A 22,351-nucleotide genomic window follows, 5' to 3' on the forward strand; every position below is an offset into this window, starting at 1 on the left:
TTGTCTCTTACTGATAAAATAATAGATGAATTTCAAATTTTCAATGATATTTCTGATGCTTTTTGCATTAGGATTTTCACAGGACCTTACCGTAATGAGTTTTAATATCAGATTAAATGTTGAATCTGATAAAGACAACGCCTGGCCTAAAAGAAAGCAGGATGTTGCAGATTTACTAACCTATTATCATCCAGATTATTTCGGAGTACAGGAAGCGCTTCCTGAGCAGATGAAAGATATTAAAACAGGATTAAAGAACTATGACTATATAGGCGTAGGAAGAGATGATGGTAAAGAAAAGGGAGAATTTTCTGCTATTTTTTATGATACCAATAAACTTGAAGTGGTAAAATCAGGGACATTCTGGCTGTCTGAAACTCCGGAAAAACCTTCAAAAGGCTGGGATGCCGCATTAAACAGGATCTGTACTTATGTTGTATTTAAAGATAAAAAATCAAAAAAGGAATTCCTTGCCATGAATCTTCACTTTGATCATGTAGGAAATGTAGCCAGAGTAAAATCTTCAGAACTCATTCTGAAAAAAATCAAAGAACTGAATCCAAAGAATCTTCCGGTAGCTTTAAGCGGAGACTTTAACCTGACAGATGATTCGGAGCCGATTAAAATTCTTTCCCAGCATATGAAAGATACTTTTTATCATTCCGAAACCAAACATTATGGCCCGGTAGGAACATTTACAGGCTTCAACGTCAATGAAGTTCCAAAGGATAGAATTGATTATATTTTTACGCAAGGCTTTAGAATAAAATCTCACCGACATATCAATGACAGAAGGGAAAATCTTTTGTATCCATCGGATCATTTCCCTGTAATTGTGAACCTGTCGTTATAAAAAAATCAGTTGGTTGGAAAATCAATCTCAAATCCAATTCCTCTCAGGGATTGGATTTTTATTTGAGGATCACTATTGAAATATTTTCGAAGTCTGCTGATGAACACATCCAGGCTTCTTCCTGTAAAATAATCATTGGTTTCCCAAAGATTGTCCAGAATATTATCTCTTGTAATGATCGTACGATTATGTTTCAGAAGATACAAGAGCAGCTCCTGTTCCCGTATGGTGAGTCGATTATTTCCGTTAGGATGTGATAGCAAAAGTTTGGTAGTATCCAGTGAAAATTCTCCAATTCTTATTTGAGTTTCTGTAACAGCCGGAAAGCTTCTCTTCAGGATATTTTTAATCCGTAAAACAAGCTCTTCAGGATCACAGGGTTTGGCAATATAATCGTCTGCACCTATTTTCAATCCGGTCAGACGGTCTATTTTTTGATTTTTAGCTGTTAAAAATAACAATGGAAAATGATTTCTCTCCTTTAAAATTGTTTTAGCCAGAGAAAAACCGTCAATATTTGGCATCATCACATCCAGAATTCCCATTTGAAAAGAAAAATCAGTTTGAAGTAATGGGACTATATCTTCAGGATTCTGAAACCAGCTGACTTCAAAATCTTCCAATTCAAGATACTGCTTCAGAATCATTCCGAAATCCGGATCATCTTCAGCCAGAAGGATTTTAGTTTTCATAAGGAATTGATATTATAAAATTACTACCCAAATTAAGCTGGCTTGAAACATTTATTTTTCCACCATAATTGGCAATGATTTTCTTCACGAAATAAAGCCCAAGTCCAAGCCCTTTGCTGTTGTGGATATTGTTGTTCTGTATTCTGTAGAATTTTTCAAAAATGTTATTCAGTTCTTTCGTTTCCATGCCCTGGCCATTATCCGAAACTTTGATTTCTAATTGTTGAGAAGAGTTGCTGATGTTTACTTTAACAGCAGATGCCCCATATTTTACACTGTTTTCACAAAGGTTTTTAATCACTGTTTCCATCAGGTTTTTATCAAAAGGAAGATTTTGTGAAATTACATTTTCAAGGTTAAAATCAATATCAGGATACGTAACAGAAAGATCCTGAATGAAAAAGTTCCAGTCCTCAGGTTGTATTTCAATCATTTCATCCGGTATTTCGTCCTTATGAAGCTGAAACATCAGACTTTCAAGCCGTGAAATCTGACGGTCAACCAGAGGAAGTGTTTCCGGATTCCATTCTTTTTTTAATGCTTTTGATGCTATTTTTAACGTTGCGATCGGAGTTTTAAATTCGTGCGAAATGTTATCCACAATGGTGTGGAGAAATTCTACCTGCTTTTGCTGTTTGATCAGATTTCTGATCGTGAAAATATACAGTAAAAGAACTCCTGAAAGCAGTATAATACAACAAATGATCAATAGAGTAAGCTCTTTGAAAACAATACTTTTTATATTTCTGATTTCAAAATCAGTTTGGGTTTTGACAAGAAAAGTATTCCTTTTCTCAACATGGCCTTTATCCGTATCATTTCTTTTGGTGGTAGACGTTTCCCAACTTCCGTTACTGGCAATATGTGGGTTTTTAATCTTATCTTTTGTTTCAAAAATAACAATAGGTTCTGTGATTACTTTAGCGCTGTCCGGAAGATGTACAATAGAAAGGTATCGTATTCTTGAGGAAATCTCATAACCATCTTTCTGGTAACGGCTTTCGATATAATGGATCAGTCTTTCTCTGGCTGACTTTCTGTTTTCTATGAAATAATGTAAAAAATCTTTTTTGCTGATCTCCTTATTATGATATTGTATAATGATTTCCTGAAGAGAATCATCATTCCTTTCTTTGGCTTCCTGGATATCCTCAAGGTTGTCTGTGTAATGAGTAAGTCCGTCATTCACGGATCTGTAGATATCTCTTTCTTTTACCTGATAGGTTTTGTACATAAAATAAACCTGAATTCCCAGTAAAAGCAGGAACAGAGCGGCAAAAACCGAAATCAGAATTTTACTCTTGGCTATCATTCAAACAAAGATAAACGTTTAGGCGTTTTCCGGAAATGATTATTTTATTATTAACCTTCCATTAACCATTGTTTTAAATCGTAAAAAACAAAGCTTCATCCATTCCTCTGAATTTGGGAATATTGATAACAGAAAATACATTAACCCATCATTAACCTTCTATTAACCATATTTCTTATAGTCAATATAGAATTTTGTACCCGTAGAACAGAACTACGGTTTTGTTGAGTAGGATAAAAAAAATAGCCATGTATAAGATTCTTTTTTTACTGTGTTTTCCAGTCTTGATTTTTGCCCAGAAACAAAAAACTGGAGGAACCATTATGAATACCGATAATGAAAAACTTTCATCCATAAAGGTGGAAGTGTATAATGCCCAAAATGAATTAATCAAAGAATTAAAAACTGATGATAACGGAAAATTTGTATTGGAAGATATTGCGGAGCAGGATGTAAAACTCGTCGTTAAAAATCAGGGATACTCTTTATTTGAGAAAAAGCTTGATCTGAAAGAAGCAGAACCTCTGAATATCATTCTTAAAAAGGAATCACAGGAAATAGAAGGAGTGGTTATGACGAAACGTAAACCGCTGGTGAAAAGAAAAGTAGATCGTCTGGAATTTAATGTGGAAAACAGTAATATTTCATCACTCAATGCCTGGGAAATTTTAAAAAATACACCAAGTGTCACCATCAATAATAGTGTATTGAGTGTAAAAGGAAGCACCGGAATTCTGGTAACAATTAATGATAAAAAAGTAATGCTGACGGGTGATGAACTCAAGAACCTTCTGGAAAATACACAGGGAGATGAGGTGAAATCAGTAGAAGTAATTACCAATCCACCCGCAAAATATGAAGCCTCAGGAAGCGCAGTACTGAATATTGTCCTGAAAAAGAATAAAATCGAAGGCTACCGTGGAATTCTCTCCTCCAAATATATACAGACACAATATGCGAAAGGCGTTTTTGGTCTTTCCCAATATTATAAAAAAGATAAACTTTCCGTTATGGGAAGCTACTATAGAGGGCTGGGAACGTACTACCGGGAAGGAACAGATTATGTAAACTATCCGGAGAGCCAAACCCGATGGGTAAGTACAATGAACAGGAAGGATAAAAACACTAACCAGAATACCCTGAATTTTAATGCGGAATATGAATTGGACAGCTTGACCAATATCAGCCTCAACTACTCAGGGTATTTTTCTCCGAAATCTTTCGGAGTTTATAATGTTCCTACACTGATCTATAACCAACAGGATGCTGTAGAATCTAATTATACCACGATCAATGACCACCGTTCCCGTTCCATCAATAATTCTGTAAGTTTTCAGATAGACCGGAAGTTTAATAAGAAAAGCAGCCTTTCGTGGATTAATTATTTTACAGGAAATAATACAGATAAATATCAAAATGTGATCACCTATCTGAACTTTGCAGGGCAGCCGCCAGGAGAAGATAATTTTCTTACCCATAATAAAGCAGATGTTCAGTTGTATTCTACCCAGCTGGATTATCAGTGGAAAGCGGATAAACTGGAGTTGGAATACGGAGCGAAGTATAGTTTTGTAAAGACAAACAGTCAGCTTGATTTCTCAGACAATGAGAATGGAATCCTGCAATACCGTCCTGAAAAGAGTAGTATTTTTGATTATAAAGAACAGAATTTTGCGTTGTATTCTTCATTAGCTTATAATATTGGAAAATGGAGTTTCAAAGGAGGACTCCGTGCAGAGATGACAGATCTTGAAGGAATCGTTTCCGAACCCTACGAACTGAATAAAAGTAACTATTGGAAACTTTTCCCTACTTTTTATGCACAGTATACCACAGAAAATAAACAGGAATTCGGGTTCTCCTATGGAAAAAGAATCAGCAGACCTTCCTATTCATGGCTGAATCCTGCGAAATCTTATTATAATCTGTTTTCCTACTATCAGGGAGATCCAAAATTAAAAGCAACCATTACCCATAATCTCAATCTTACCTATTCCTGGAAAGACTGGAACCTGGATTTGTATTACCGAAAAGAAATATATCCGTCTATGGAAATTTCATATCAGGAACCAAGCACCAATAGTCTTATTTATTATTTCACCAATATTGAAAAAGGAGAAGCTTTCGGATTAAGCCTGTATAAAAACTTTCAGGTGAAGCCATGGTGGAATATCATCCTCTCTGAAAATCTGGAACACAACGAAAACTACTTCAAAGGAACGGACGGAATGCTGTATAAAAATCAGGTGTGGAACTGGGTTTCCAATATTTCTACAAGCTTTACTCTGGATAAAAACAGCGATTGGAAAATGGAAATGGGCCACCGCTACTATTCACCTGGTATACAGGGAACCTTTAGAATTTCTTCTCTCTGGTCAGCCTATTTTGTAATGAACAGGAAGTTTTTCAGCAAAAAACTTGAAGCCAGTCTTATTTTTACCGATATTTTCAGATCCACTGGTCAGAAAGTCAGTACAAAATATGCGAATCAGGATAATTATTTTCTTGATTATTCAGATACCCAGGGAATAACGTTTTCATTGAAATTCAACTTTGGAAATCAATCCGTTAAAAATGCAAAAACAATCAAGAAGACAGCCGAACAGGAGCGATTATAGAATATTTTAATATAAAAGTTAATTGTGACAAAATATTGTTACTAAAGAATGATCGCCTGATGTTACATTTTCGTTATTTTTGATACCTATCTTTAAAAAGATCGCTATGAAGAAAATTTTTTCCGGAATGCTGATGGCAGTTTCTTTACTGCAATTGTCAGCTCAGGAATTGTATATGCCGAGGAATATCAAAAAAGCATATGAAACAGGAACACGTGACATCTCCGGTGCACCAGGTAAAAACTACTGGCAGAATAAAGGAGTGTATAATGTAGAGGTGAAAGTGGATGCCGGTACAAAGGTGGTTTCTGGAAAAGAAACCATTGTTTATACCAACAACAGCCCCGATAATCTTAATGAACTTGCGATACGATTTGTCAATAATCTTCACAAGCCACAGTCGCCAAGATCAGGATTTGTATCCAAAGATTTTCTGTCGTCTGGGCTAAAGATTAAATCTTTTATCGTAAACAACGTAAAATATGATATCGACAGTGACGACTGGAGTACCGTTGAAAAAGTAAAATTAAAATCAGCTTTAAAAGCTAAGTCGAAAGCTGAGGTTAAAATAGAATGGGAGTATCCATTGTCAGTACAGAGTGGAAGAGAAGGGCAGATTGATCCTGAAACATTCTACGTGGCCTATTCTTTTCCAAGAATTTCCGTATATGATGATTACAATGGATGGGATATGCTTCAGCACTCAGACAGGCAGGAGTTTTATAATGATTTTAATGATTATAGTTTTGCCATCACGGCACCCAAAAATTATGTAGTTTGGGCTACCGGAGATTTTCTGAATCCGGAAGCTGTACTTCAGCCGGAATATTTAAAAAGATATAAAGCTTCCTTAAAAAGTGACAAGCTGATGCATGTTGCTACAGAGCAGGAAATGAAGTCCGGAAAAGTAACAAAGCAGAATAAATGGAATGTCTGGAAGTTTAAAGCCAGTCATATTACAGATTTTTGTTTTGCGATGAGCAACCATTATGTTTGGGATGCTGCCAGCGTGCAGTTAAAAACAAAAAGAGCCAGCGTTCAGGCCGGATATAAATCAGGAGCTAAAGATTTTGAACATTATGTAGACTGGATGCGCTATAATCTGGATTGGTTCTCGAAAAACTGGCCGGGCGTAGAATATCCTTACAATGTAATGACAGCTATCCAGGGATATGCAGATATGGAATATCCAATGATGATCAATGATACCAGTATTCCTGATGATCTTCAGGATGCAAGACTGACTGCAGATCATGAAATTGCTCATACCTATTTCCCTTTTTATATGGGAATCAACGAAACGAGATATGCATTCATGGATGAAGGATGGGCTACCACGCTGGAATATCTGATCGGAATTGATGAAAACGGAGAAGCTGCTGCCACGGAATTTTATAAAAACTTCCGTGTTAAAAGATGGATTAATGATGCATCTGCCGAACAGGATCAGCCCGTTATTACAATGAGTACCCAGGTGAGTGGAGCAGGATATGGAAACAATTCCTATGTGAAATCTTCTTTGTCTTATCTGGCTCTGAAAGATTATTTGGGAGATGAATTATTCAAAAAAGCATTACATCACTACATGGACAACTGGAATGGGAAACATCCGGTTCCATGGGATTATTTCAATTCTATGAATACAGGCTCAGGAAAAAATCTGAACTGGTTCTTCCAGAATTGGTTTTATACCAATAATTATATTGATTTAAAAGTAAGAGCAGCATCCCAGATGAATGATATGCTTACCGTAAACGTTGTCAACGTAGGTGGATTTGCCATTCCGTTTGATGCAATACTGGCATATGAAGATGGAACCACAGAAAAACTGCATTTCTCACCTTCTGTCTGGGAAAAAGATCAGAAACTTACTGATCTGGTAATTCCTATTAAGAAGAAAGTAAAATCAGTACAGTTGGATGGAGATCTCTTTATGGACTATACCCCGGAAGATAACTACAAAAAATTATAAAGGAAAAGCCTTCAGTTCTGAAGGCTTTTGTATTTTAAAAATAGGCGGTTAATCTTAAACCTAATGTAATATAACTGATTTTTTCTTTAGCAATCATGTTGTTAAGTTCCTGATCCAGTTCCTCACTGCCCTTCACATCATCACTAAATTGATAAGTGATCGTAGAATTGATTTGATTGTAATCCGTATAAAAAGTAAGACCTACTCCCGGATTGAACTTGTAGGTCATGGAAGCACCTGTATTCCAGCGGAAAGCTGGTTTAGGCTTATATTTGGCTATCTGAAGTTCATGATTAGGAGCATCTATTTCATCCCCTTTTAAAAATACTTTTCCACTTGCAGTGGCGGCATATCCTCCGATAAGCTTTAAAGTAAGATGCCAGTTAGGCGAGAATTCATGAGACAAATAAGGGCCAATACCTGCAGACAGGAATCCCATGGATTGTGTTTTTAATTCGTGGTTGCCAAAATCCTGCCCGTCATCAAAGGCTATTCTTTGAGATTTGATAGGGAAGCTGCTGAAAGTTATATCTGCACCCACACCCCATTTTTTTGAAAAGAAATAAGCGCCTTCCAATCCGCCCTCAAAACCGTTTTGTTTTTTGTCATCCAGTTCAGATTCTCTCAGGAAGTTGGTTGTTCCCAGTGCAATACCAGACTTTAGGGCAAGAAAAGAGGGATAATCATTTCCTTGTATTCTTGATAAGATACTTAAATTATCTCCTTTATTTTTATAGATCTTATCAATAAAAAAATATCCGAGTTCTGTAGATATAATTCCGATACCGGCACCGGCAAGAATATCGGGAACCCAGTGTCTGTTATTTAAATTTCGTCCAAGTCCAGTAATGGTGGCAGAACCATATCCTGCAATGCTGTAGGCAGGGTTTACGATGCCATATTCCTTGTGAAGAAAACTGGCATTGGTAAATGCCATAGCCGTATGTCCTGAGGGAAAAGAGTTGTTGTTGGATCCATCCGGACGTTCCACTTTTGCTGTATATTTGATAGAATTAACTAAAATAGCCATAATAGCTAAGCTTGTCCCATAAGATAAGGTTGCTCTTCCAATATTATTTCTACCTTTTACACCGGCTAATTTTAATCCGTAAACGGCTACAGCAGGAGCATATTGCAGATAATCATCATATTTGACTTTGAAGTTGGGAAGGTATCGGTTTCTTACCTCACGGATATTCTCTTTTTGCCCCCATGTGGCAGCGGCTGCAGTAAAAAGAAGGGCTGGGGCTACTGATTTTTTTACCCATTCTTTTTGGAAAAAAGGAGTTTTCTCCTGAATAGTATATCCTGAATTAATGAGTGCTAGGTCTTCCTTGAGATTTCTGGATGGGATGGTATCTTGTGCTTTAATACAGTATAAATGCAACAGTATTCCTGATGCTAATGCAATTTTTTTCATCGTTGTGGTGTTGAAATTTATGTCGCGTAAAAATATTAAAAAAATCTATCCCAATAATTGAGATAGACTATTTTTATTTCTTTTATAATATGCGGCTAATTATCTTAATCCAGCTCTAGGTCCGGATGCTGCTACTACAGCCTGCATTCTTGTTTTTTGATTAGCGGAGAACATAAACATAGATTTGTCATCTACATAATCCATATAGTTCATGAACATCTGAGAGCGGCTTACTCCTCCACAAACTCTGTTTAGAGGATAGGTAGGATTACCGTAGTTAGGGCCGGGAGAAGTAGGAGTGTCATTAGAGTAATCTGTCTGGCATCCTGCATCAGAAGATCCCCAAAGGTGCGGAAGGTTTAGGTAATGTCCTACTTCATGTGTTACAGTTCTTCCCAGGTTGAACGGAGCAGAAGCACCCGTTTTTCCTATGTACTGGTAACCTATTACAAGACCGTCATACCATTGTCCTGCATTTTCTGGGTAATAAGCGTAGCCTAAAGTTCCAGGCTGGTTGTTTTCGTCAAGTATTGAATTGACAACCCAAATATTCATATTTTTAGTTACATCAGTAGCGTCAATCCCTCCTGTACTGGCTTTTTTCATCTGTTCAAGATCAGATCTCCAGCCTGTTTTTGTGCTCTGCTTGCGGTTGGTTGCCACTAATTTGAAACGGATTTTTACATCGCCTGCTGCTGAAGGCTGAAATGCAGAAGGAATTTTTGTAACGTCAGAATTCGTTCCTCCATAGTCAGCATTGAGTACAGCAATTTGCTCTGCAATTCTTGCATCAGAAACATTTTGCGTAGAAGTGTTATAGATTACATTAAAAACAACCGGGATTTCAACTGTTCCATCTGCAAGAACTTTTCCCACTTTCAGGTCATTGATAAAGCTTTGAGTGCGTGATTCGATTTCTTCTGCTTTTAAGCGTAATGAAGGATCTTTTTGTAACATTTTAGCCCTCAATTCTTCAGAAGGACAGGATTTTTTAAAGGCGCTTGGAGCAGAAGCTTCCTGGTCCATAGACGCTTCGTTTTGATTGGTTAGGCTGTCAGTGTTACACGCCGACATAAAGCCCAGAACTAGGGCTCCAAATAGGAATTTTTTCATATCGTTATAATATAATTTGGTTGAGGGTGTGAAATTATATTATTTGAAATTAATATGCAAGGTTTTTCTTAAAATGTTTGATAAATGTTTAAATTATCATTATTTTACTTGAATTAAAATCAAATAAAATAACATTGTGTTGAATTTTAGTTAATTTTATTTATTTGTTTTATATTTCACATTTAAGTGTATTTTAAATGTAAATAATTTTATTGTTTTTCTATTATTTGTAGAATATTTTTTACATTAAAGCAGGTTATGAATGATCTTTAAAAGCGGGAGATTTCTTATCCTATTCTCTTCAGTACTCCTGTAGGATTTATGGTTTTAATACCTTTTATTGTTATATTCCTGAAGTTTAAGTAAAGTATAAACATAAAAAAATCTATCTCAAAGCTGAGATAGATTTAAATTATATAAAAAATTTTATTTTAGTACACTCTCAATCCTGATCTTGCACCAGAAGAGGCTACAACAGACTGCATTCTTGTTTTTTGTCCTGCAGAGAACATAAACATTGCTGCATCATCTACATAATCCATGTAGTTCATAAACATTACAGATCTTTGTACACCACTACAAGTGTTGTAAAGTGGATAAGAAGGTTTTCCGTAATTGGCAGTAGTCTGCGTAGGAGTATCACTTACCTGGTCATTTCCGCAATTAGCATCTCCCCAGATATGTCTTAAGTTTAAGTAATGACCTACTTCATGCGTTGCTGTTCTTCCCAGGTTGAAAGGAGATGAAGCTCCCGTTTTTCCGAAATATGGAGCGGCTATTACAACACCGTCGTTCCATAATCCTGAAGATTCCGGGAAAGTGGCATATCCAAGAATTGTGCGGCCCTGACTGGTCATTTTGCCTACAACCCATAAATTTAGATAATTGGTAGGGTTAGTGGCATCAATTCCTCCTTTAGAGGCTTTTTTCATATCATCATTAGTGGCCCAGCTTGTTTTTGAAGTGGATTTTCTAACGGTGTTTACCAATCTGAATTTTACTTTTGTATCCCCGGAACTTACGGTCTGGAATTCAGTAGGAATTTTGTTGGCATCGCTGTTAGTCCCTGAATAGTCGGCATTCAGTACCGAAATCTGCTCAGCAATTCTTGCATCAGAAACGTTTTCAGCTGTAGTTTTGTATATAACATTTACCACCACCGGAATTTCTACAGTACCGTCTGCAAGAACTTTTCCGAATTTCAGATCATTGGCAAATTTCTCTGTATTGGTTTCCAGTGCAGCAAATCTTTGTTGAAGTTCAGGACTTTTTTTCAATGCTTCCTGTCTGATTTCCTCAGAAGCACAGCCTCTTTGAGCTAAACTGGCAGAAGTTATAGGTTCGTCAGTTGTGTTTTCGTTTTGATTGGTGATGCTGTCATTGTTACACGCAGCCATTACACTGAGCATAAAAGCTCCAAATAATAGTTTTTTCATATCAAAATCATTTAGGTTGAGGATGTGAAATTATATTATTTGAAATTGATATGCAAGTGTTTTTTAAATTTCTTTAAAGAATCATTATGTTTTATTGTTGTTTGTTGGTTTTAATTCAATGTTTTTAAAAATGTATTGAATTTTAATCAATTTAATAAAATTCACTAATGTGTTTTTTGATTTTATTTGTTTTGCATTAATACTTTTCGCTTAAATTTACTTTTATAAGAATTTTTAATGATAAAAAACTTAATTTGCAAAACCATTTTTAATGGCAAAAACAGCCAGTCCTACACGGGTTTTCAGATCCAGTTTTTCACAAAGCTGATCACGGTAGCTTTCCACTGTTCTTGGGCTGCAGCACATTCTGTCTGCAATTTCCTTATAGCTGAGTTCCGTTACGGTATATTTCAGGAATTCTTTTTCTCTGTCGGAAATTTTTATGGCAATCTCAGATTCTGTTTCTTTATTAAGATTAGAGAATATGATTTTGGAAGCCCAGTCCGGATAAAAGAAACCATCACTGTTGAGTCGGGTGAGAGCAGTTTCCAGATCTCTTGGATGGGTATTTTTTAGAAGATAACCTTTTGCGCCGCTTTTGATCATCTTAATCACACTGTTGTCGTCTCCCTGCATACTGAGTGCCATAATTTTAACATCAGGATGATTTTTTGTAAGCCAGACTGCGGTTTCAAAACCATCCATAATCGGCATACTGATATCCAGGAGAATAATATCGGGAATTGCATTGCCTTCTTCAAATTTTTGGATGAGGTCTTTTCCGTTTTCACTTACATAGATTACTTCAAATTCACTGAAATTACCAATAATCCCTTCCAGGGCTTTTGCAATAAGTATATGGTCGTCAACAATTACAATAGTTTTTTTCATGACTGTTTTTTTAAGATAATATTGATTTGAGTTCCCTTATTTTCCTGGCTTTCCATATGAAAACGTGCTCCTATGATTTCAGCTCTGTTTTTCATATTGGTCAAACCTATTCCGTTGGATTTGATTTCTGAGGTATCAAATCCGATTCCGTCATCTTGAATATTAAGTTCCCAAAGAATATCTTCGGAAGTATTCAGGCTGATAAGAATATTTTTACAGCGGGAATGTTTTATACTGTTCTGAATAAACTCCTGAGTAATTCTCAGAAGGACATTTTTATGAACAAAACCTAAATCCAGTTGTTTAAAATTGTGCTCAAAACTTACATGACATTTTTTAAAGGAATTGGTGTTATCTACTTCTTCCTGTATCAGCGTTACAATTTCCTTCTGGTTGATATTGTCATCCGTTAATGTTTTAGACAGGCTTCGAAGATCCTGTAGAGATTGATTAATAATCTGGGAAACCTGATCAATTCTTTCACTTGCTTCGGATACTTTATTTTCATACAGCATCTGCTGTATATAGAGACTTACCAGGGTAAGCTTTTGGCCAATGTTGTCATGCAGTTCCCTGCCGATCTGCTGCATGGTAGCCTGCTGGATTTCCAATTGGGTAGCCAGGAGCTCTCTCTGATGAATTTCATTTTTCATCTCGATTTCATTCAGGTATTCTTTTTTGCGCTGTCTGTAACTTCGGATATATACCAATACCGCGGTTACAAACATTACAAAAAGTATGTTGAATAGAATGATAATTATTAAGAGCTCTGTTTTCCCCATATAAATGAACTTGCAAATAAGATATACATCACTGAAACTGAGAGTAGAAAATAACTGAAATACATGTCCCAAATTTCCTTGTATTTTACCAGAAGTGATAAAAATGCCATAAAAGGTAATGTTCCTATATAAGATAGCGTAATCCCAAGATTAATATAAAACATTTTGTTTTTATTGAAATTGAGAATCTCTTGTGAAGTAATTTGTTTGTAATACTCCATTATGACCAAAAGCATCAGAATAAGACAGCCAAACGTATAGTTGAAAGCAAATACAATTTTACTTTTGGCAAAATATAATTCATTGGGAATAAATGAAAGGAGATATAAAATGGATATGATCCAAAATAATTTGGGCTTTCCCAAAGATTTTGCAGCATATAACCAGTAAAAAAATATAAACTGGATCGGCATTAAAAGGTAGTTATAATACTGAGCTTTAGTAAAATGGACAAAACTTCCCCATTTACCATACGCTTCCCCAAGAAAAATAAATACCAGATAAAACACAAAAAACTTCCAATGTTGTCCTTTTAAACGGTTATAGTGGAAAAGAGCGATGACTGCAGCAAGTCCTTCAGCCCAAAGCAGACTTTTTTGTGCAAATTCCTGGAACTCTGTCATACAGTGTGTTAAGTATATATATTACAATTAGAAAGACTCGCCTATAGGTGTTTTTGGTGGAATAAGGACTCCGTTATTCTCTCCGAGAGTATCATCATCATCTTCTCCGGCACCTTTGGCAGAGAGAAAATTTAATGCTAAAGAACTTCCTCCAGCATTCTGGAAAGGATTGAAATCATAATCGTGAAACTCTCCTGTTTCATTTGTTTTTTTCAGAGTAGGAATCATTACCAGTGTATGTTTTCCTGCATATTCCGCAGGAACAGGATGAGAATCCATCATAGACCAGTTTTCTGCTTTCGGATAAGTTGCATAATAAAATCTGATTCCAAGGTCTTCTTGAGAGGTTGCCGGATTTACTTTCGCAGCTTCTTCTTCGATTTTTGCAATAAAGCTTTTTAATTTAGGAAGATCAAACCAAATGGAATGTGCGTCTTCTATTCCCAAAGTGGTATTAATAGCACTTAGATGATTTTGACGGTAATTGTCGATCAGAGCCTGGATAAGACTGTTTGACATGATCCCAGGTTGTAGTGGGTTATTTGATTCTGTATTCATAGCTTAGTGTTTTACGGTAAAACTCAATTAATATGCAAATCTCGTAAAAAATATTCTACAAAATGTATTCATGAATTGGGAATTACCCTGTTATTTTTACCGTGTTTTTACGGATTGTATAGGTAGGATAAAGATTTTGCAGGAAGGAGACGCTGATTCAGCCCATAAAAAAAACGGAGAAAATCTCCGTTTATATTAATTAAATGCATCCGTAATGTTTTGGATCCCTGCAGATCAGTCCTGCAGTGCAGCAAAGACCGATGGGGCAGTTCCAGTACTCGTCACAGGCTACCATGGATTGAATGACTCCGCCTCCAATTTTTTTTAATTCATTTCTTTTTAACTTTTTCATACTGATTTTGTTTTAGTTATTAGTTGATTGGTATCGTAAATATACCAATATTTCACTAATAAAGGAAAAAACAGAAAAAAATAAGTGCTGCAGATTATTCTACAGCACTTATTCACAAAAATAATGTATATGAAAAAAACTATTTTATTGCTCAGTAGGTCTGAAAACCAAACCTGTTTCTACAAAATAATCCAGCGTGATTCTGTCTCCATCGTTTACAGTTCCTGCAAGAATTTCTTTAGAAAGTTTATTTAATACTTCCTGTTGGATTACTCTTTTCAATGGTCTTGCTCCAAAAGCAGGATCATATCCTTTTTCCATCAGATAATCTACGGCATCCTGAGTGAACGTCATGATGATGTTTCGTTTCGATAACATTTCATTGAATCCTCTCAACTGATACTGAACGATTTTTCCGATTTCTTTTTTTCTTAAGGGCTGGAACAGTACAATTTCATCAATTCTGTTCAGGAATTCCGGACGTAGAGTTTGTTTTAAAAGATCAAAAACTTCATCTTTTGTTTTATCCACAATTTCATCCTGGTTTTCCTCCGTAAGATTCTCAAAATTTTCCTGAATAAGGTGAGAACCTAAATTCGAGGTCATAATGATAATTGAATTTTTGAAATTCACTACACGCCCTTTATTATCTGTCAAACGTCCATCATCCAAAACCTGAAGTAAGGTGTTGAAAACATCTGGATGTGCTTTTTCAATCTCGTCCAGAAGTACTACGGAATAAGGTCTTCTTCTTACGGCTTCGGTCAGCTGCCCGCCTTCATCATATCCTACATATCCCGGAGGCGCTCCTACCAATCTTGAAACACTGTGACGCTCCTGATATTCACTCATATCAATTCTGGTCATATTGTTTTCATCATCGAATAAGAATTCCGCCAATGCTTTTGCCAGTTCGGTTTTACCTACTCCGGTTGTTCCCAGGAATAAGAATGAACCAATAGGTTTCTTATCATCGCTTAATCCGGCTCTGTTTCTTCTGATAGCATCCGCAACCGCTTGAATAGCTTCATCTTGTCCTACCACTCTGTGGTGTAACTCAGATTCAAGATTCAATAATTTATCTCTTTCAGACTGCAGTAACTTGGTTACAGGAATACCTGTCCATTTGCCAATTACTTCAGAGATGTTTTCGGCCGTAACCTCTTCTTTGATCAGCTCATTCTGATGGTTCTGCATTTCAAGCTCCATCTTGGTGAGTTCTTCTTCTTTTTCACGGAGTTTTCCGTATTGGATTTCCGCTACTTTGGCATAATCTCCGGCTCTGGAAGCTCTTTCTGCTTCATGTTTCAGAGATTCAATATCTTTTTTGATCTGGGTAAGATCTTCACTTTTCTGTTTTTCTTTCAGCCATTTGGCATTGATCTCATTTCTTTGTTCAGAAATTTTTGCAATATCTTCCTTCAGGTGATCAATTTTTGTCTGATTTCCTTCTCTTGAAATGGCTGCTAATTCAATTTCCAGCTGCATTAATTTTCTGTCCAGAACGTCCAGTTCTTCAGGCTTTGAATTGATTTCCATTCTCAGTTTTGCGGAAGCCTCATCAATAAGGTCAATCGCTTTGTCCGGTAAAAAACGGTCTGAAATATATCTTTGAGACATTTCCACCGCAGCAATAATTGCTTCATCTTTAATTCTTACTTTATGGTGAGCTTCATATTTATCTTTAATACCACGAAGGATAGAAATTGCAGATTCAGTATCCGGTTCTTCCACCATTACTTTCTGGAAACGTCTTTCCAAGGCCTTATCTTTTTCAAAATATTTTTGGTATTCATTCAGCGTAGTGGCTCCTATCGCTCTTAATTCTCCTCTAGCTAAAGCAGGTTTTAAAATGTTGGCAGCATCCATTGCTCCTTCACCACCACCGGCTCCTACTAAAGTATGGATCTCATCAATGAAAAGAATAATCTGTCCGTCAGATTTGATCACCTCATTCACTACAGATTTCAAACGCTCTTCAAACTCACCTTTGTATTTTGCTCCGGCGATCAATGCTCCCATATCCAATGAGAATAAGGTTTTATCCATAAGGTTTTCCGGAACATCACCACTGATGATTCTGTGGGCAATTCCCTCAGCAATTGCTGTTTTACCTACGCCCGGTTCCCCAATTAAGATTGGATTGTTTTTAGTTCTTCTGGAAAGGATTTGTAAAACCCTTCTGATTTCTTCATCTCGCCCGATTACAGGATCCAGTTTCCCTTCTGCTGCCAGCTCGTTGAAGTTCTTAGCATATTTATTTAAAGACTGATAGGTTTCTTCTGAGCTTGCAGAAGTTGCCTTACTTCCTTTTCTTAATTCTTTGATAGCGCCTTCCAGTAGGTTTTTAGTTACTCCCATATCTTTCAGCATTTTGGATACTTCAGAACTGGTTTCCAGAAGAGATAACCATAAATGTTCAATCGTTACATATTCGTCACCCATCTTTTTAGCGATATTGGGTGCATCCAGCAATACTTTGTTGGCAGATTGTGAAAGATAAATGTTGCCTCCCTGTACTTTTGGAAGTTTTTCTAAATTTTCACGGTTGCGCTCTCTTACTAAGTTGGCATCTGCTTCAGATTTCTTTAATAAGAAAGGCGATATATTTTCATCCACCTGGAAGATTCCTTCAAGGAGATGTTGTGGTTCAATACTTTGATTGCCCAGCTCCATAGCAATCTGTTGTGCTGCCTGGATGGCTTCCTGTGATTTTACAGTATATTGGTTTAAGTTCATATCTTTTATATTTTTGGTAATGGTTAATATTAAGTTTAGCTTTAAAAAACATCAAGAAACCAAATTTTAAGGCTCAGTTTCTTAATGCCATCAATTATTTAATCATTTATTCGATGACTGTATCGCAAAAACTGTTCAATTATTAAATTTACAAAAAAATAGGACAAATTTTCCGGATATTGTATTTTTAACGGAAATTTAACTTGACAAAATTTCCGATTTCGTAATTATTTCTTTGAAATCCATGAACAAATAGTCAGAATCGGGTAAAATAATTCGATCATCAAACTGAAATTGAAGAGTCTTTTGCTTTTTATGATCAAAAAATAAGCAGTTTAAATCAGAATAGTTACTTTTGCATTTTACCAGATGGAACTAAAAGAAAAACAGAGAAAAATACTAGACGTAGCAGTAGAACTTTTCAAAGAGAAGGGCTATATGGGAAGCTCGGTAAGAGATCTGGCTACGAAACTCAATATCAAGGCAGCATCACTGTATGCACATATCCGTTCAAAGGAAGAAATTTTGGAATGGATCTGTTTTGGCATTGCTCAGGAATTTTTCGATGAGCTTCAGGAAGTAAAAAATACGGATATTGCACCCAGGGAAAAACTGAATCTGCTTTTGGATAAACACCTTTCGGTTGTTCTTAAAAACCGTGATGTTACCCATATCTATTCCAATGAGTGGAGGCATCTTGAAGAAAGACTTCCTGAATTTGTAGAATTAAGAAAAAACTACCAGCAGGAAGTTGAAGAACTGATTTCTGAGATCTACAAAGCAGAAAAATGGGAGCTGAAATCACCTTCATTTACTACAAGATTTATTCTTCATACTTTAAATAATTCATACTTCTGGTTCAAAAGAAGCAGTGATTCTACCGATGAAATTACCGATGAGATCAGAGATAAAATTCTTTTTGGTCTGCTTGGAAATCAGCATTCATAGGCTTTTGGTAAATAGAATCTTAATACATTTTACATTATACGTTTTACAAAATAAGCATTTTAGCTTTTATTCTGTTATTTAGAATCATTCAAAATATGACAAAAGTCATAAAAATTTTGCCAGCTAGTAAAATCTTTTTAAATTTACACCTAACAAATGTTAGTTAGTTTTATGGATTTTTCAGTTGAATATCTGGAGCTGGGTCAGTTGAGACAGCTTCAATCCGACCGGTTGATCAGCCTGATCAGCTATTTGGAAGAGAAGTCGGAATTTTATAAAAAGAAATTTGATGAATTGCAAATATCTCCACAGGATATAAGGTCGATTGAAGATATCACGAAACTTCCTATTACTTACAAGCAGGATTTAAGAGATAACTATCCGTTCGGGTTATTTACCGTTCCAAAAAGTGAGCTTCAGCGTATTCATTGTTCAAGCGGAACTACAGGAAAACCGACTGTGGTAGGATATACCAAAGAAGACGTAGATCTTTTCAGTGAAGTGGTGGCCAGATCTTTACATGCGGCAGGTGCAAGGCCAGGAATGCAGCTGCATAATGCCTATGGCTACGGGATTTTTACAGGAGGTTTAGGTCTTCATTACGGAGCCGAAATGCTGGGAATGAGCGTGCTTCCTATTTCCGGAGGTATGACAGCAAGACAGGTAGACCTGATTGTAGACTTTAAACCGGAAGTGATCTGCTGTTCTCCTTCATATGCTTTAACCATAGCCGATGAGTTTGCCAGAAGAGGGATTTCTGCAGACGAAATCAGCCTTAAATATGCGGTATTAGGGTCAGAACCATGGACGGAAATTATCAGAGGTCATATCGAAGAAAGATTAGGTGTTCATGCAACCAATATCTATGGATTGAGTGAAATTATCGGGCCTGGAGTTTCCATGGAGGATTTTGAAGAGAAAGGCGGAGGTTATATCTGGGAAGATCATTTCTATCCAGAAATTTTAGATCCTGTGACCAAACAGCCGGTTCCTTTCGGGGAAGAAGGCGTATTGGTGATCACTACTTTAACGAAAAAAGCAATGCCGCTTTTACGATATTGGACAAATGATATCACAAGCCTTTACTACGATGAAAATGCGAAAAGAACAATGGTGAAAATGAAACCCATTGTCGGCAGAGCAGATGATATGCTGATTGTAAGAGGAGTAAATGTGTATCCAAGTCAGATTGAAGATGCTTTTTCGTATGTAAAAGGAGTGGTTCCCAACTACTATTTGACCCCTGTGGAAAAAGAACATATGTGTATTGCTCTGGACATTGATGTTGAAATAGATGATGAACTGGTGAAATCTCAGAAAATAAGCGCCAATACCGATGATTATTTTAATTTTGTCGGGAACTTTGGAAAAAATATAGAAAACGAAATCAAAAAGAGGGTAGGGATTACTACGAAAGTAAAAGTTCATGCCCAGGATAGTTTGCCGAAGTGCGAAGGTGGAAAAATTAATAGAATACTAAAAAAATAATGAATTCATTTTATAAACTTAAAACAGTTAAGGTTCAGAAAGATACCTCCGAGGCAGTGAATGTAGCGGTGGAAATCCCTGAAGAACTGAAAGATAAGTTCAGGTTCAAACAAGGGCAGTATCTGAATTTCCGTATGATCATCAACGGAAATGAAGAAAGACGTTCTTACTCTATCTGTAATGCCCCAAGTGAAAAAGGCAATACGCTGGAAGTATTGGTGAAACTGCTTGAAGGCGGAAAGGTATCCGGGTATTTCAATGAGCATCTTCACATGGATGAAGTATTGGAAGTGATGCCTCCGATGGGTGGTTTTAATACCTCTTATCACCCGACAAATGTAAAAACTTATGTTGGTCTGGCGGCAGGAAGCGGAATTACACCGGTGCTATCTAATATTAAAGAAAGTCTTTATCAGGAACCTAAAAGTATTGCTTACCTGTTCTATAGCAACAGAAGCATGAATCATGTTTTAAGAAAAGCAGAGATCGACAAACTGGTAGAACATTTCAACGGAAGACTGAAAGTTATTTATTTAGTGAGCCGTGAAAAACATGAAGATCCTGTTTTTGAAGGAAGAATTTCATCAGAAAAACTGGAGCAGCTATTTGAAAGATATACAGATATTGACATCAAAGAAGCAACTTACTTTATTTGCGGGCCTTCAGAAATGATCAAAGGGATTGCGGATTATCTGAAAAAAGATAAAAAAGTACCTGCTATTCAGGTTTTATTTGAATATTTCACCGCTCCGGATGAAGAAAATACGGAGGAAATGAGTGATGAATTCAAAGCAATTGCCAATATTGAAAGTATGGTAACGGTAATCATTGATGATGATGAATATTCGTTCCATCTTAATTCTAAAAAAGAGAGTATCTTAGATAAAGCATTGAAAGATCAGCTTCCGGTTCCTTTCGCATGTAAAGGAGGCGTTTGCTGTACCTGTAAAGCGCAGGTTTTAGAAGGAGAAGTTTTCATGGAGAAAAACTATGCACTTACCGAAGAAGAAGTAGCCAGAGGCTTCGTTCTTACCTGCCAATGTCACCCAACAACCAATGTGGTGATGCTTAATTATGATGTTTAATTTTTTGTAAAATGTAAAACGTATATCAAAAATACATTGTACAACCGACATTTTACTTTAGTACAAAAAACAAAAAAATGGACTTAGAAAAATTTGTTCAATACGTTCACGAAGAAAATAAAGTAGAACCAAAAGATGTAATGCCAGATGATTACAGAAAATTATTGGTTCGTCAGATTTCACAGCACGCACATTCTGAAATTGTAGGAATGCTGCCGGAAGCTAACTGGATTTCCAGAGCACCTTCATTGAGAAGAAAAATGGCTCTTCTGGCAAAAGTTCAGGATGAAGCAGGTCATGGTTTATATCTTTATTCTGCCACTGAAACTTTAGGAGACGGAAGCATCAGAGCAGACAGAGATGCTACTTATGATGATATGCTGGAAGGAAAAGCAAAATATTCAAGTATTTTCAATTATCCCACGCTAAGCTGGGCAGATATTGGTGCTATCGGCTGGTTGGTAGATGGTGCTGCTATTATGAATCAGGTAATGCTGATGGGGAATTCTTATGGCCCTTATTCAAGAGCGATGGTGAAAATCTGTAAAGAAGAATCTTTCCACCAAAGACAGGGATATGAAATTTTAATGGCACTGTGCCGTGGTACAAAACAACAGAAAGAAATGGCTCAGGCTTCATTAAATCGTTTCTGGTGGCCGGCTCTGATGATGTTCGGACCAAACGATGACAGCTCTCCAAACTCTAAAATCTCTATGAATTACAGAGTAAAAAGAGAAAGTAATGATAACCTTCGTCAGAGATTTATCGATGTTACCGTTTCTCAGGCTGAATTCTTAGGATTAACTATTCCTGATAAAGATCTGAAATGGAACGAGGAAAGACAGCATTACGATTTTGGAGAACTTCCCTGGGATGAATTCATGGAAATTTTAAAAGGAAACGGACCTTGCAACAAGAAGCGTATCGAAACCAAGAGAAAAGCGCAAAGAGAAAACTCTTGGGTAAAAGAAGCAGCGGCAGCTTTTGCAGAGAAACAACAAAAAGAAGTAATATAATAATGTAACAATATACCAATGTAGAAATGTAACAATCATTGTCATGCTGAGCTTGTCGAAGCATCTCATTATTAAACTGGTACATCGATACATTGTTAAATTAATTTGACTATGGCAAATTTAGATATGTGGGAAGTGTTTATTCAGACTAAACCGGGATTATCTCACAAACATGTTGGAATTGTACAGGCACCAACAGCAGAAATGGCTTTGCAAAATGCAAGAGACGTTTATACAAGAAGAAAAGAAGGGACTTCTGTTTGGGTTGTTCCAAGCAAATATATTGTGACTTCGGAAGGGATTGATAAAGAAGCTTTCTTCGATCCGGCTGATGATAAACTATACCGTCATCCAACGTTCTACGATATCCCCAACGATGTAAAAAATATGTAATCTTCTGTAAAATGTCCGTTGTAAAAAGTACATTGTACATCCGACATTTTACATTTTACA

The 22,351-nt window shown here is 36.4% G+C and carries 19 protein-coding genes; 8 read left to right on the forward strand and 11 right to left on the reverse strand.

The window, feature by feature from the left end; all coding sequences use genetic code 11:
* Positions 1-25: 25 nt before the first annotated feature.
* Positions 26-853 carry an endonuclease/exonuclease/phosphatase family protein gene (locus CQ022_RS21910; RefSeq protein WP_165791720.1) on the forward strand — a complete coding sequence of 276 codons (828 nt, stop codon included), beginning with the start codon at positions 26-28 and terminating at the stop codon, positions 851-853.
* A 5-nt stretch (positions 854-858) separates the two neighbouring features.
* On the opposite strand, the gene CQ022_RS21915 is transcribed toward CQ022_RS21910, so the two are convergent.
* Together CQ022_RS21915 and CQ022_RS21920 are read right to left on the reverse strand one after the other, a co-directional pair.
* A complete protein-coding gene (locus tag CQ022_RS21915) occupies positions 859-1,545 on the reverse strand; it encodes a response regulator transcription factor (protein WP_105684599.1) in 687 nt (228 codons plus the stop codon).
* A complete protein-coding gene (locus CQ022_RS21920) occupies positions 1,535-2,857 on the reverse strand; it encodes a sensor histidine kinase (protein ID WP_105684600.1) in 1,323 nt (440 codons plus the stop codon). The genes CQ022_RS21915 and CQ022_RS21920 overlap by 11 nt, the downstream gene beginning before the upstream one ends.
* Before the next feature lie 248 nt (positions 2,858-3,105).
* Between CQ022_RS21920 and CQ022_RS21925 the strand changes: the two genes are divergently transcribed.
* A complete protein-coding gene (locus CQ022_RS21925; RefSeq protein ID WP_105684601.1) occupies positions 3,106-5,475 on the forward strand; it encodes an outer membrane beta-barrel family protein in 2,370 nt (789 codons plus the stop codon).
* Between the two features lie 106 nt (positions 5,476-5,581).
* The gene (locus CQ022_RS21930; protein ID WP_105684602.1) at positions 5,582-7,447 is read left to right on the forward strand and encodes a M1 family metallopeptidase; all 1,866 of its coding nucleotides are present in this window, start codon (positions 5,582-5,584) and stop codon (positions 7,445-7,447) included.
* A 34-nt stretch (positions 7,448-7,481) separates the two neighbouring features.
* On the opposite strand, the gene CQ022_RS21935 is transcribed toward CQ022_RS21930, so the two are convergent.
* From CQ022_RS21935 to clpB, 9 genes are all read right to left on the reverse strand, one after another.
* Positions 7,482-8,867: a phosphatase PAP2 family protein gene (locus CQ022_RS21935; protein WP_105684603.1), complete on the reverse strand. Its 1,386-nt coding sequence runs from the start codon at positions 8,865-8,867 to the stop codon at positions 7,482-7,484.
* Between the two features lie 99 nt (positions 8,868-8,966).
* Positions 8,967-9,980, reverse strand: coding sequence for a zinc metalloprotease (locus CQ022_RS21940; RefSeq protein ID WP_105684604.1), 1,014 nt, complete (start codon positions 9,978-9,980; stop codon positions 8,967-8,969).
* A 431-nt stretch (positions 9,981-10,411) separates the two neighbouring features.
* Positions 10,412-11,416: a zinc metalloprotease gene (locus CQ022_RS21945; protein WP_105684605.1), complete on the reverse strand. Its 1,005-nt coding sequence runs from the start codon at positions 11,414-11,416 to the stop codon at positions 10,412-10,414.
* 249 nt (positions 11,417-11,665) lie between these two features.
* Positions 11,666-12,307 (reverse strand): response regulator transcription factor, encoded by a 642-nt coding sequence (locus CQ022_RS21950; protein ID WP_105684606.1) that lies wholly within the window; start codon positions 12,305-12,307, stop codon positions 11,666-11,668.
* The gene (locus tag CQ022_RS21955) at positions 12,304-13,035 is read right to left on the reverse strand and encodes a sensor histidine kinase (protein ID WP_228421859.1); all 732 of its coding nucleotides are present in this window, start codon (positions 13,033-13,035) and stop codon (positions 12,304-12,306) included. Before CQ022_RS21955 ends, CQ022_RS21950 begins: the two co-directional genes overlap by 4 nt.
* A 32-nt stretch (positions 13,036-13,067) precedes the next feature.
* The gene (locus CQ022_RS21960) at positions 13,068-13,712 is read right to left on the reverse strand and encodes a hypothetical protein (protein ID WP_105684608.1); all 645 of its coding nucleotides are present in this window, start codon (positions 13,710-13,712) and stop codon (positions 13,068-13,070) included.
* Between the two features lie 27 nt (positions 13,713-13,739).
* Complete coding sequence (locus tag CQ022_RS21965) at positions 13,740-14,270, reverse strand: hypothetical protein (RefSeq protein WP_105684609.1); 531 nt, start codon at positions 14,268-14,270, stop codon at positions 13,740-13,742.
* A gap of 199 nt (positions 14,271-14,469) precedes the next feature.
* Complete coding sequence (locus tag CQ022_RS23075) at positions 14,470-14,622, reverse strand: hypothetical protein (protein WP_165791721.1); 153 nt, start codon at positions 14,620-14,622, stop codon at positions 14,470-14,472.
* Positions 14,623-14,766: 144 nt separating this feature from the next.
* Positions 14,767-17,361 (reverse strand): ATP-dependent chaperone ClpB, encoded by a 2,595-nt coding sequence (clpB, locus tag CQ022_RS21970; RefSeq protein ID WP_105684610.1) that lies wholly within the window; start codon positions 17,359-17,361, stop codon positions 14,767-14,769.
* A gap of 369 nt (positions 17,362-17,730) precedes the next feature.
* Between clpB and CQ022_RS21975 the strand changes: the two genes are divergently transcribed.
* The 5 genes from CQ022_RS21975 (at position 17,731) to paaB (ending at position 22,291) form a co-directional block, all read left to right on the forward strand.
* A complete protein-coding gene (locus CQ022_RS21975; RefSeq protein ID WP_105684611.1) occupies positions 17,731-18,309 on the forward strand; it encodes a TetR/AcrR family transcriptional regulator in 579 nt (192 codons plus the stop codon).
* A gap of 171 nt (positions 18,310-18,480) precedes the next feature.
* Positions 18,481-19,797, forward strand: coding sequence for a phenylacetate--CoA ligase family protein (locus CQ022_RS21980; RefSeq protein WP_105684612.1), 1,317 nt, complete (start codon positions 18,481-18,483; stop codon positions 19,795-19,797).
* The gene (locus CQ022_RS21985) at positions 19,797-20,882 is read left to right on the forward strand and encodes a 2Fe-2S iron-sulfur cluster-binding protein (protein WP_105684613.1); all 1,086 of its coding nucleotides are present in this window, start codon (positions 19,797-19,799) and stop codon (positions 20,880-20,882) included. The genes CQ022_RS21980 and CQ022_RS21985 overlap by 1 nt, the downstream gene beginning before the upstream one ends.
* A gap of 77 nt (positions 20,883-20,959) precedes the next feature.
* A complete protein-coding gene (gene paaA / locus CQ022_RS21990) occupies positions 20,960-21,898 on the forward strand; it encodes a 1,2-phenylacetyl-CoA epoxidase subunit PaaA (protein WP_105684614.1) in 939 nt (312 codons plus the stop codon).
* A 111-nt stretch (positions 21,899-22,009) separates the two neighbouring features.
* A complete protein-coding gene (gene paaB / locus CQ022_RS21995) occupies positions 22,010-22,291 on the forward strand; it encodes a 1,2-phenylacetyl-CoA epoxidase subunit PaaB (protein ID WP_034679196.1) in 282 nt (93 codons plus the stop codon).
* Positions 22,292-22,351 lie beyond the last annotated feature (60 nt).

Origin of the sequence: Chryseobacterium culicis (genome assembly GCF_002979755.1) — a bacterium.
Classification (GTDB): Bacteria; Bacteroidota; Bacteroidia; order Flavobacteriales; family Weeksellaceae; genus Chryseobacterium; species Chryseobacterium culicis_A.